The following is a 13,398-nucleotide window of genomic DNA, read 5'->3' as shown; positions in this document are numbered from 1 at the left end:
TGATTGTGATCAGGCTTGATGCGGAGCGGTGCCGTCCGCGCCGGTGTCGCGTGCCGCCAGGATGAAGTCCTGTTCGGTCAGTTCGTGGCGGCCATAGAGGAGGATCTCGAAATCCTCGTCGCGCTCGAAGTCGATGATCGCCTTGACGATGGTCCGTCCGCCGTCCTCGAAGCTCTCGTGATAGAGCATGATCCGGTTCACCGGCTGCTGCGGGCCGTCTGTATCGGGCGCTCCGAACACCAGTCCGCCGATGCTGGCGGCAATCCCGGAGAAGTCGATCCGGTCGCCGACGGCGAAATCGCGGATCTGGTCGCGGCCGTCGCCATCGTTGGCGATCGATGCCAGCGAACGGAAGACGAAGACGTCGTCTCCGGCGCCACCGGCCATGAAGTTGAGGCCATCTCCGGCGATGATCAAGTCCGCGCCGCTACCACCGATCGCGGCCTCGAAGCCTGCCAATGTGTCGTCGCCGATATCGACGCCGGTGGCGGTGCCATGGTCGAGGTCGATGATGACGGCGTGCACGGCCCCGGCGGCACTGTAGGTGTCGAAGCCGTCACCGCCCTGATAGCTGTCGTCGCCGTCGCTCCGTCCGTTGCGGCCGTCATCGGCGGCGTGGACGGCAACGAGAACGATATCGTCGCCGCTATCGCCGGAGACGATGTCGTCGCCATCCCCGCCTGTCAGGACATCATCGCCGGCGCGGCCGGAGAGGCGGTCGTTGCCGTTGCCGCCGACGAGAATATTGGCCGCCGAATTGCCGGAAAGGCGATCGTCGCCGGCGCCGCCGATCACGGCCTCGAAGCCTTCGATCGTATCGCGGCCGATCTCCTGACCTTCTGCGAGCTGCGCTTCGAGATCGGCGATGACCTCCTGGACCAGCGCAGCGAGATCGAGCGTATCGAAGCCATCGTCTCCGAAATAGTGATCATCCCCGTCGTCGTCATCATCGCGATCGCCGCTCCGGGCAAGCACGACGAAGGTGTCGTCGCCGTTTCCGCCGGAAATCGTGTCGTCGCCATCCTTGCCGCAAAGGGCGTCGTCGCCGTCGGCGCCGGCCAGGATATTGGCGGTGTCGCTGCCGGTGAGCGTATCGTCGCCCGCGCCGCCGGTGAGATTTTCGATATCGACGAGCCTGTCGCTGCCGATCTCTTCGCCGCTGGCGGTCCCAAGAGAAAGGTCGGCGGCGACGGCCTTGCGGGCGCTGCTCATGTCATAGGTGTCGATGCCCTCGCCACCGGAATAGCTGTCATTCCCGTCATGCGCCGTGGCCACTGCCATGCGCGCTTCCTCGCCCGCGAGCCCGGCCCTGATCGTGTCGTTACCCTTGCCGGCGATAACGACGTCGTTGCCGCTGCCGCCGGTCATGGCGTCGTCGCCATCGCCGCCGTCGAGATAGTCGTCGCCGGCTTCTCCGAGCAGGCTGTCATCGCCGTCTTCGCCGAAAAGCCGGTCCGCGCCGGTGCCGCCGCTCAGCGCGTCGTTGCCGTGTCCGGCGATCAGCGTGTCGTTGCCTGCCTCGCCGAACAAACGGTCATCGCCGTCGCCGCCGAAGAGGACGTCGTTGCCGGCACCACCGAAGAGCGTGTCGTTGCCTGCGCCGCCATAGAGCGTATCGGCGCCGTCGCCGCCGAGGATCAGGTCGTCGCCGCCGTCGCCGGAGATAATGTCGTCGCCTTCGCGCCCATAGATCACGTCGCTGCCGCCGAGGCCGGATATCAGGTCTTCGCCGGGCGTCCCGGTCAGCGTTTCGGCGCCTTCCGTTCCCTGGATTTCATGGGGCGGCGCCTTGCGCAGGTTGAACAGCGCGCCGGTGCGGATTTCGGCCTGACCATCGGACACGTCATAGGTGAAGGTGACGTCGCCGATATAGCCGCGCTGCGGGGTATAGAGCCACATATCCTGCCCGTAGGCGCGGATCTGGCCACTCGATACCGAGATGTCGTTGATGCTGAGCTTGTCGCCATCCGGATCGTACATATGGGCGAGCAGGTCGTCGAGCATGACCAGCGCCGAGAGGTTCACGAAGCCGCTGGAGAATGTGTAGCGTCCGAGGCTGACCGGTGCCCGGTTCGGGTCCGGGTCGTCCTGGTCATCGGGATTGCGATTGCCACCGGAGGGCGCGCCGCTGGCGGAAGTGCCGCGCGTTGCGCGGGACGACAGGTCCAGATGAACGGGCGGGCGCAGCGCCGGAAACTCGAAGCCTTCGCCGGTGTCGATGATGCTGCGCAGATTGTCGTTGGCCGTACCGCTCAGGATAGTGCGCTCAAGACGCGGCGGCATGTCCGTGACGTAGAACGTGCTGGTGCGGAAACTCAGCCGGACGGCAGGCTGCTGTTCACCTGCTTCCGGAGCGGCGGCCTCGCTCGCGAGCGTCTGGAGAAAGGCGGTGACGTCCTCGATGATCCCGTAATCGTCGTTGGAGGGTTGTTCCGGCTCCTGCTCCTTGGCCTCCGGCTGCTGGTTGCGTGCGCCGGGCTCGGTCTTTGCAAACATCATCGCCAGCGCCGAAAAGGCCGTCAACGGCATGAAGAACTTGCGCGGTCCGCTCTTGCTCTCTTCCTTCTCGCGGTACTTGTTGATCGGCGCGATCGCTGCCTGCGCATCCGGCAGGCCAAGGGTGAGCTTCTCCTCCATGACAGCGCGCTCCCTTATTCCGCGGCCGTCGAGCGCGGCGATCGGCTGTCGCCGAACGACTTCTCGACGGCGAGCGGCTTGGCCTTGGTCTGCAGCAGCGTTTCCTTGGGGCCGAAGGAGGTGAGCTTTCCGCCCTGCATCAGCCCGACCATGTCGACGGCCTGCAGAGCGCTGGGGCGGTGGGCGATGATGACGACGATGCCGCCGCGGCGCCGGACCGAGAGAATGGCCGTCGTCAGGGCTTCTTCACCCTCGGCGTCGAGATTGGAATTCGGCTCGTCGAGTACCACCAGGAAGGGGTCGCCATAGAGCGCGCGGGCCAGCGCCACACGCTGCCGCTGACCGGCCGAAAGTGCAGTCCCGTTCGGGCCGAGTTCGGTCTGGTAGCCTTCGCGCAGGTGGACGATCATGTCGTGGATGCCGGCGGCCTTGGCGGCCAGAATGATCTTGCGCGGATCCGGCTCCTCGGCAAAGCGGCAGATGTTATCGGAGATCGTGCCGTCCATCAGTGCAACGTCCTGCGGCAGGTAGCCGACGTGATCGCGGAAGAAATCGGCATTCCACTGGCCGAGATCGGCGCCATCGATGCGGACCGAACCGCGCAGCGCCGGCCAGATGCCGAGCAGGCTCTTGACCAGCGTCGTCTTGCCGCCGCCGCTGGGGCCGATGAGGCCGAGCGCCTGGCCTGCCTTCAGTTCGAAACCGACCTCGCTGAGCAGCACAGCGCCGGTGCTGGGCGCAACGGTCGTCAGCCCCTCGATCCTCAGGCTTTCCTTGGGTTCGGGAAGCGGGATGAACTCTTCCTTGCCGTTAAGGACAGCCAGCGTTTCCTGGATGCGGTTGTAACTGCGGCGTGCCGAGACGACGCTCTTCCACTGCGCGATCGCCAGATCGACGGGGGCGAGCGCGCGGCTGGTGACGATCGAGGCGGCGACGATGGCGCCGGCCGAAAGCTCGCCGCCGATCGCCAGATAGGCGCCGAGGCCGAGGATCGCCGACTGCAGCATCATGCGCAGCACTTTGGAGAGACCCGACAGCGTGCCGCCGATATCGGAGGTTTTGGTCTGGTGCTCGAGGTGATAGCGATTGGCCCGCTCGAAGCGATCGACGGCGCGCTGAGTCATGCCCATGGCATGCAGGACTTCGCTGTTGCGGGTGTTGGAATCGAGCACGGCGTTGCGGGTGACGGCGGCCTTGATCATCGTATGGGCGTGACGCCGCGTCAGCACTTCGGCGAGGATCGTCAGACAGGCGAGCACTGCTGCGCCGCCCAGCGTCAGCATGCCAAGCACCGGATGCAGCAGCCAGACGAAGACGAGATAGATCGGGATCCAGGGCAGGTCGAAAAGCGCGATCGGGCCCTGGCCACCGAGGAAGCTGCGCAGCGTATCGACGTCGCGGCCACGCTCGGCCGCCTCTGCCGTCGAGTAGCCGTAGCGTGGCATTTCGACGACGACCTGATGCGTTAGCGGCGCCAGCGTCGTATCCATCTTGGCGCCGAGGCGCACGAGGATCTGCGAGCGCAGGATGTCGAAGGCGCCTTGGAAGAGGTAGAGACCGATTGCCAGGACTGAGAGCGCGATCAGCGTCGAGATGCTGCCGCTGGCAAGCGCCCGGTCGTAAATCTGCAGCATGTAGAAGGCGCCGGTGAGCGCCAGGATGTTGATGAGCCCGGACAGGCCGAACAGATAGGTCAGGATGCCGCGCGCCTTGTCGATCTTGTATTGCGGCTCTTTCTTCTTCGTTGCCATGATTTTCCCCTCCGGCAATTCATTCGGCATGCCCCATGGCCGTCAGCGGCCATGGGGCAGAGCCATCGATCACGAGACCCCGTTGAAGTCCGATGCCTTCAGGTTATGGGTACCCGCGATCATCAGTTCGAAGTCTTCTTCCGGATCGGCGTTGACGTTGCCACGCAGCACCGTGAAGGCCTCGCCATCGATTGTTTCATGGCTGACGGCGATCTGGCCCGCGGCGGTAATCGAGCCCGCCTTCAGCGCGAAGCCCTGGACACTGGCGACCGACGTGTTGGCGTCGATGGCCGAGAAGTCGATCTTGTCTCCCGGCTGGAAGCCATAGATCTTGTCGCCGTTGGCCGCTGCCGCCGAGGTGAAGCGGAAGACATCCTCTCCAGCCCCGCCATCGATGATGTTGATGGCGAGCGACGCGGTGATCGTGTCGTGGCCGGACCCACCGAGGAAGTTTTCGAAGCCGTAGACGATATCCGTGCCTGTGCTCGACCCGGCGACACTGCCTCTGCCCATGAAACCGTTGCCGAGATCGACGGTGAGGTTGGTGGTGGCCGCTGCATAGTCCAGCGTGTCGTTGCCATCGCCGCCCCAATAGGTGTCGGATCCGTCGTTGAGCTTGGCGAGGATGAGGTCGTTGCCTGCACCCGCCCAGACCTGGTCGTCGCCCGCACCACCTTCGATGACGTCGTTGCCATCGTCGCCGTAGAGCCGGTCGGCCCCTGCGTCGCCGAAGATATGGTCGGCATCAGCGCCGCCATGGACCTCGTCGTCGCCATCACCGCCCGACATCACATCGGCGCCTGCGCCGCCGGTAATGAGGTCATGGCCGCCTTCACCGCGCAGGATATCGCTGCCGGCTTCACCGACGAGGATGTCGTTGCCATCGCCTGCCAGGATGATGTCGGCTGCGGCTGCACCCAAAAGGGCCTCGCCGGCACCGGTGCCAACAAGCGTGCGGGGCGTGGCCGGAGCCGGGCCTTCGCCGCCGGACGGCTGTTCGCCGTCGTCGTCATCGCCACCTTCCTGCTCTTCTTCCTCCTCCTCGTGGTCGTCATCACCGGGACCAACCGGCGGCTCCGAGCCATCAGGCGCGACGAAGGTGATCGAGCTGCCTTCGCGGGTCATCACCGTGCGGCCCTCGTCATCGACAGTCGTCTCGAAGTCTTCAGCGGTCAGGCCTTCAGGCAATTCGATGACGTCCTGCGGGCGCAGCGTGCCGACGATCGTGTCGTTGCCGCCATTCGAGCGGAAGACGATACGATGTGCCGATTGCAGCGCCGAGATGTCGATCACGTCGTCGCCATCGGTGCCGTCGATGGTGATTGTGTTCAGCGCCAGGCTGGTCTGCGAGAAGTCGCCGACGACGATGATGGTGTCGCCACCCGTTGTCCCGCCAGTCGGCGTGCCGTCATCCAGCGTGATGTTGCCGACGGTGATCTCCTCGATATTGTCGAGTTCAGCGATCACCGAGCCATTGTCGGTGCCGTTGCGGGTGATGACGATTTCGGTGGTCGCCATCAGACCGGTGATGCCGGCAAGCTCGGCGGCCTGCCGCGTATAGATGCGGAAGGTCTCGTTGCCGCCCTGGCCATTGCGGCCGTTGAGGTCGAACGTATCGGTACCCGCGCCGCCATCAACGATGTCGCGTCCATCCGTTGCGCCCGCATTGTTGGCGTTCCAGACGATGGTGTCGTTGCCGCCACCGGCGAGCACGATGTCGTTGCCGGTGCCGCCGTCGAACGTGTCACCGGAGTTGTCGCCGATCAGGATGTTGTTGCCGGCCGTGCCGCTGACGTCGTTGGTGTCGCGGGTGACGGTAACGGTCGCCGTATCGGTCGCAGCACCGTCGCTCACCGTATAGGTGAAGTTGCGCTGCTGTGTGGTCGAGTGCGTGACCGTGACGTCGCCTGCGGGGTTCACCGCGACCGCGAAGTTCGTCTGGTTCTCGGTGGCGCCGGTGATGTTGAGAAGGCTGTCGACATCCGTGTCATTGGCGAGCAGTGCCCATTCCGGAATGACGAAGCTGCCGGTCTCTACATTGGTGATGACGGTATCGTCACCGGCGACGGGCGCATCGTTGACAGCCGTGACCGCTATCGTTGCGGTCGACGGATTGCTGTTCATCAGGCCGTCGTTGACGGTGACGGTGATGACGCGTGCCACCGTTCCCGGCTGGTCCGAGCTGTTGCCGAAGGTGATCGCCTGGATTGAGGCCTGGTAGGCGGCAAGCGTGGCGGTCCCCGTCAGCGTGATGGCGATCTGGCCGGCAACCGAAGTGTCGGTCTGGGCGGTGATGCCTGCAGGAAGAGCGCCTGCATTCAGCTGGTCACCGTTCTGGGCATTGGTCAGAACGATCCGTGCGGAGACAATCTGGCCATCCTCATCTGTGATCGCAGGACCGGAGGCGATCGCAACCGGCTCACCATTCTCGATGAAGCTCGTTGCATAGTTGATCGATGGCGCCGCCGCAGGGCGGGTGAAGTCGATCTTGACATTGTCGATATCGACGATGTCATTATTGCCGAGTGCGGTGGATGTGAAGCGAACAATGGCCCCGGCGGTAAACGGGCCGGTCAGATCGCTGCTCCGTTCGGCAACGTTTGTTGCAGAGTTGATGGTGTCGATCTGGATGAAATTGACGCCATTGGCCGCAAACCAGACGGTCACGGTATCGCCCTGGTCGAGTCCGCTTTCGTTCACATCGTAGGTGAGACGTGCCGTCGTCGCACCGGCGAGGTTGGCGGCCCGCTGCACGCTGGCGCCATTGCCGTTATCGTCGAAGCGCAACGTGCCGCCGGTGACGAGAACATCGCCGCTGGTGGCGCTGTTGTTGTCGCTAGACTCCGTCCAAGGTGTTGTCCAGGGCGTGGTGCCGTCGGTACCCGTGTAGTTGGACGGGCTGAAGTCGTCGCGGTATTGGCCACGATCGAGCGTGTAGAGCTGGAGTTGCGGTGGGCTCAGCGCATATTCGCCGTCCGCAAAACGCAGCCGCTCGATGTTGAACAGGCGGTCGGTGCCGTCGGAAACCGGATTGGCAACCGTCTCCTCATCTCCGTCGGGCCCCCCGTCTTCGTCGAAGCCGGTGTGAGCGACGGTGATGCTGCCATCCGCATTCTGCGTGATCGTATAATTGGCGCGGACGTCGGTATAGACGGCCGTATCGATATCGCCCTCCACCTCGCCGTCGACGATCTCGCGGACGATTTCGAGCTGGCTCGGGTTCAGCGTGCGGTCGAACATCAGGTCGCTGAGTGTGCGGCCGTTGAACATCGCGGCGCCGCTGGGCGCAAAGACGCCCTTCGACAGGCCGTCGGACGAGCCGATCTCATTGCCGTTGAGGTCGTTGATGCGGATCCGGACGTTCAGCCAGCGGTCGCCGTCGATGATGTCGTCGCCGGCGAGGCCGGTGATGATGTCGTCACCGCCGCCGCCGAGCAGGATGTCGGAAGCGTCAGCGGTATCCATGACGATTGTTTCGGTGACGCCGTTGACGGTCACCGAGGTACGGGCACGGTGGGCGACGAGCTGCGAGAGACCGGCGATGAGGCTGAGGTTCTTTTCGAGCAGCGCGTTCGAATAGCTTTCGAGCGGGCTGCCGGTACCGGGAATGGCTGCGGTATTCTGCAGTTCGGCCCGGGCATTGGTCGGCGCGACGCGTCCGGTCAGAATATCGTCATGGACCCAGCCAGAGAGACCTTCGACGAGGTCGAAGCGGTCGCGCAGGATGAAGGCTTCCTGGGTGGCGAAGAGCGGGATGCCGAGATCGGAATTGGCCGCCGTATTGTCGCCCTTGTGGATCGCCCAGTCGAAGCCGGCCATGCCGTTGCTGCGCTGGATGCCGTCACCCTGGAACATGATGTCGTCGCCGGATTCGGCGTCGTAGTCGGTGTCGCTGCCATCGCCGTTCAGAACGTCATGGCCGATGATCGAGGAGTTGAAGAACAGTTCGGAGTTTTCGCCCGACAGCGTGTCGAAACGGCCGCCGCCTTCGATCCAGTCGTTGCCCTCGTTGCCCATCAGGAAGTCGCCGCCGTCACCACCGCGGATGAAGTCGTCGCCGAGGCCGCCGAGAACGTGCTTTCCGTCGGGGCCGGCGATGATGAAGTCCTTGCCGTCATTGCCGAAGATCAGCGCCAGGCCGCTACCGCCGTGGATGACGTCGTTGCCGCCTTCGCCATGCAGGAAGTCGGCGGCGCCGATATCCGTGCCGGCATTGGTGATGATGTCGTCACCCTCGCCACCGTGGACGTGGTCGACGCCGTAGCCGGCTTCGAGTGTGTCGTTGCCGCCATAGCCCCAGATCGTGTCGTCACCTTCGCCGGCGATGATTGTATCGTCTTCCTCGGTGCCGCCCATGACGACGTGGTCGCCGCCGTGATAGGCCATGTAGTCGAGATCGCCGTCACCATCGGTGTCGCGGCGCACGACCAGCGGCGTCAGCGCTTGCAGGATTGCATCAGTGAAGATCGGATCGGCGCCGACCTGCTTCGAGATATCCATTTCGAGCGTGTGATCAGGCGTCGAGAAGATGTCGCCCGGCAGCGCCGTCGAACCTTCGCCGAGATCGGTATTGCGCATGATGATCTTGCTCAGCGAGTTGTTTTCCAGCTCGTTGAGAAGGTTCAGGCCCTGGACGCGGGAGAGATAATAGAAGCGGTCCGATTCCTGCAGGTTTTCCATCTGCAGTTCGAAGACGAAGGAGAAGGTGGAGCCGAGCATGCCGCCGAAATCCATCTTCTTCTCGGCCAAGCCGCCGATCCACAGATCGATGTCGTTGAGACCCGTCTCGGTGTTCGCCCAGGCGCCGGTCGAGTTCAGGAATTCCAGACGGTCGGCAGGTGCACCGGCAGTGCCGAGCACGATCGACGCGGCGGCGGCACGCTTGGCGTCGAGCGTCGTTGCGCTGGTGATCGACGAATGCGTGCCGTAGGCGGCGATGAAGTTGACGATCGAGGCGGTGTTCTGCAGGTTCAGCGCGAAATCGGTCCAGCTGACATAGGGCTTCAGCTGCGTGTCCTGACCGGCGGCCTGGTAAAATTGGGCGCGTGCCTCGTTCAGCGTCGGCAGGCCGACGTCGCGGCCACGGGCGATATTGAGCGCTGCAAGATCGAGCGGGATGCCGACAAGCTGGTTGCGCAAAACGTCGGTGACGAATTCGTCGATTTCGTTGCCGCCCTGTCGGGACATGCCGCGGATGATGGCGCCGGCTGCCTGATCGTGATTGACGAGCACATTACCGTTGGCATCGACCGTGCCGAGTTCCAGCGGGTTCAGGAAGCCGTCGAACAGCGTGATGTTATCGAAGCTGAAAGTACCATCCGCATTTTCGACGAGGCGGTCGATATCCTGGTTCAGCATCGAGTGGCCGAAGCGGTAAACCGCGTGGGCGAACTCGGCGAAGATCGCCGGATTGATGTCGGTCGACGGCTCGAAGACGAAGGCATCGATATCCGGCTGCATCTTGCGGCCGAATTCCTCGAAGACGAGGTGCTGATACTGCATTTCGGTGGTGAAGCGGCCTGCCTGGAACAGACGCTCGCCGTTCCAGACGAGTCCCTCAAGTTCTGCCTCGGTTGTCGGCAGCGTGGTAATCGGCTCAAGCAGCCACTGGTTGATGAAGACCAGGTCGGCGCTGTCGAGGACGACCTGCTTGGTCTGCTCCACGACGCTGTTGTGCTCCGAGTGGAAGATGTGGTGGATCGACGTCAGGCCGATATTCTCGTTACCGCGGCCGTCGCCGGTGATGTAGTGCGCGTCGAGCAACTCATCATCGTAGGCAGTCTGCTGACCGCGGGTGTTGAAGCCGCCGGAATAGCCTACGGCGTCGTCACCGTCGGCCTGCAGGACGCCACCGGCGATGACCGGTACTGCGGCATGGGCGATATCATCGAGGAAGGCGTGGCCGATGCGGACGGCGCCAGCGGTGCTGACAGGAGCGCCCGGCGTCCCCGAGACAACGATGTCGTCGGCGGTGTTCGGAATGCCGTCTGCGCCGATGCCGATGATCACCTGGGCGAAGCCGTTGGCATCGGGGATGAAGCGGCCATAGGGATCGGTGCGCAGCAGTGGAATGTTGGTGACATCGGCATCGGTCAGGTCGATGCCGAGCATGTCGCGGGCCTGCGCCTTGATGTCTGCCCAGGTGGGCAGACCACGGTCGCCGTCAAGCAGATGGCCGGTCGCGACAGGCTTGCCCTCATGCATGACATATTCGCGCAAGAACACCTGATGCGATGCATGCGAGGTATAGGTCTGGTTCTGGTCGACCCAGGGAGTCGTGGTGTTGGCAGCCACTTCGCCGTCGGCGTCGCGGCTGGCGCGGGTCAGGACCATGAAATTGGTGTGCGGCGTTGCCGGATTGTAGAGCGGATCATCCGGTGACAGCGGAATGTACACGGTACCGGCGCCGCCCTTGGCCACGAGGTCAAGACCATGGTCGAAGAACTGGCCGAACAGCGTGAACATCGAGTTGTAAGGCGCGGAGTCGCCAATATCGGGCGAGACGTTCTCGAACGTGTAGACATAGACGGGACTGCCCGCGGCGGCGAGAACGGTGCCATCGGGGCCGACGACATTGGCTGCATGGACGACGGGCGCGCCATTGGCGTCCTGCATCGGTACGCGCGTTGCCGTCTTGCCCTCGGCGAGCATGGCATCATAGACCATGATCGCCGCCGGGTTGTTGCTGGTCTGATCGACGATCAGGTTGGAGATGATGCGCGGATCGGCGTCGACGACGGTGCCGGGTGCAAGCATCGGGCTGCCGCTCGATGTGCCCGGCGTATAGTTTCCGTTGGTCAGGTAAACCGGATTGGCCGGTGTCCCGAACATCTGTGTGTCGTCATTTTCGTTGAGGTAGTTCGGCTGCACCAGCGGCGTGAACGGCTGGTCGGCGGCGCCCCACGTTTCCTTGCCATCGAGCAGGTTGTTGTAGCTGCCGTCGACGGTTCGGAGGCCGTAGGGCAGGAGATGCGCCTGCGGCGCACCGGTGCCGGTCGCGCCGGCTGCTTCGCCGGCTTCGGCGACGAGCGCGGCAAGGTCACCACCGGCCGCATGCTGTTCGGCGATGGCGATCTGCTTCAGGATGAACTCGAGATCGTGTCTTACAAGCGTAACCATTTTCCCCTCCGTCGGCGCGCTGTCCTGGCGCCTGGTTTTTCGCAAACTTGTCCTGTCCGCCGGATCGCGCTGCGAGCCCGGCGGTTTGAATTGCCCCTGATGTCTTCAAAGCCCGCCTTGCAGGGCTGGCTTGGGATGATGCGATCTTGCGGAAAGTTACCGGGGTTTTGAACGGCGCATGGTCGGACGATGTTTTCGATGTTCGTCCACGGCAAAAGCAGGTCTTCGGTCCTTATCCTTCCGGGAGTAAGGTCCTATGATGAATTGGCCTTTGGTCTGATAGAATTCATACGGGCCTATAGTACAAAAATGGTGCTTTATTTCCTTGGGTAATATTGCAAGGATGATAGCGCTATCGGCCTTGGGGGGACGTTTTGCCGGACGAATACTTAGGCGCCAGAAATGCTGGCGTAGATGAAAGCGCGGAAGCGCCGCGACTGTTTAAGCGTATCCTTCGATGGGGCGCCGAGCGGACCCTTTCCACGCAGTTCCTGATCGCCAGCAGCTTGGTTATTCTGATCGCCACGGTTTCTGCGGGCTATCTGACGACGCGGCTGGTTGCCGACAAGGCGCTCAGCGGAAAGGCCGGCACGACGGCCTTGCTGGTTCAGAGCCTGACTGAGGCTGAGGTGCAGGAACTGGGCGCCTCGACGCGCCTTAAGGCCGCCAGCATCGCTCATCTCGACGCGCTGTTCGGCGATGCGGATCTCCAGGCGCGCTTCCCGCATATCGAGATATGGGCGCCCGACGGAACTGTTGCCTATTCCCGGACCAAGCAGATGATCGGCCACCGCTTCAGTTTCCCCGAGGGCCTGCAGCGCGCCTTGAAAGGCGAAATTGTCGCCGTCTATGCGGATCTTCATGCCGACGAGCACACGTTCCGCAACATCAATACCGAATATCTCGAAATCTACAGCCCGCTGCATGACCAGGCTTCGGGGCGGATCATCGGCGTGGCCGAGATCCATGAGGATCCGAGCGGTTTTGTCGATGAGCTCGCGCGGCTGCGGGTGGTCACCTGGACGACGGTGGCGTTGTTCTCCTTCGTCGTCATGCTCGGCCTGTTCCTGATCGTCAGGCGCGGCAGCCGGACAATCGAGCATCAGCGGCAGGTGCTGAGCCACCGCGCCGAGGAGGCAGAGTCCGCCTCGAAGGAATTGATGGAGCTGAGGGACACGGCGCGCCGGGCCTCCATGGAATTCGCCAACCTCAACGAGACCTTCATCCGCCGCATCGGCGCCGACCTGCATGACGGCCCGGTACAGCTGATGACACTGGCCATCCTACAGCTCGACGAGCTGCGCGACCTGACCAAGAAAGATGAGCGCGCAAGGCTCCTCGACGAGACCAGCAAGACGCTGGGTGAAGCACTGATCGAGGCCCGGACGGTCACCAAGTCGCTGCTCTTGCCGGAGATCCTGCATCTCTGGGCTAAGGACGTGGTGGCCGAGGCGATCAGGCAGCATGAGGCGCGGACCAAGACCAAGGTCGCCTTTGTGTCCAGCGGCACCAATGCCGACCTGCCGCCGGCGCTGAAGACCTGCATCTACCGCTTCGTTCAGGAAGGGCTTAACAACGCCTACCGCCACGCTGGTGGCAACGGCCAGCGTGTCCGATGTCGGATCGACATGCCGGTCATCGCGATTTCGGTCGAGGATGACGGTTTGCCCTCCGGGACGGTGCCGTTTGCGGCGCGCGAGGGCGGAATGGGGCTCTATGGCCTCCGGCAGAGGATCGAGAGCTTCGGCGGTAAGCTTGCTGTCACCAAGCGGCCCGGGGGTGGCATGATCCTGGAGATGGTGCTGGAGCTGCAGCAGGCCGACGCAGCTGGCCTATAAGGCGACGGACTATCCGAATTGATAACTGGCTGAAAGCATAGAGATCGAATAGA

The 13,398-nt window shown here is 63.4% G+C and carries 4 protein-coding genes; 1 reads left to right on the top strand and 3 read right to left on the bottom strand.

The window, feature by feature from the left end; genetic code table 11:
• Positions 1-9: 9 nt before the first annotated feature.
• From AC1DV9_RS01965 to AC1DV9_RS01955, 3 genes are all read right to left on the bottom strand, one after another.
• Entirely contained in the window at positions 10-2,637 is a 2,628-nt protein-coding gene (locus AC1DV9_RS01965; RefSeq protein WP_477945872.1) for a cadherin-like domain-containing protein, read from the bottom strand.
• A gap of 14 nt (positions 2,638-2,651) precedes the next feature.
• Complete coding sequence (locus AC1DV9_RS01960; RefSeq protein ID WP_477945870.1) at positions 2,652-4,388, bottom strand: type I secretion system permease/ATPase; 1,737 nt, start codon at positions 4,386-4,388, stop codon at positions 2,652-2,654.
• A gap of 69 nt (positions 4,389-4,457) precedes the next feature.
• Positions 4,458-11,507: a peroxidase family protein gene (locus AC1DV9_RS01955; protein WP_477945869.1), complete on the bottom strand. Its 7,050-nt coding sequence runs from the start codon at positions 11,505-11,507 to the stop codon at positions 4,458-4,460.
• A gap of 506 nt (positions 11,508-12,013) precedes the next feature.
• Between AC1DV9_RS01955 and AC1DV9_RS01950 the strand changes: the two genes are divergently transcribed.
• Complete coding sequence (locus tag AC1DV9_RS01950; RefSeq protein ID WP_477945867.1) at positions 12,014-13,345, top strand: sensor histidine kinase; 1,332 nt, start codon at positions 12,014-12,016, stop codon at positions 13,343-13,345.
• Positions 13,346-13,398 lie beyond the last annotated feature (53 nt).

The sequence above is a fragment of the Rhizobium sp. 01L410 genome, assembly GCF_056400165.1.
This window is presented reverse-complemented; position numbering and strand designations above follow the sequence as displayed.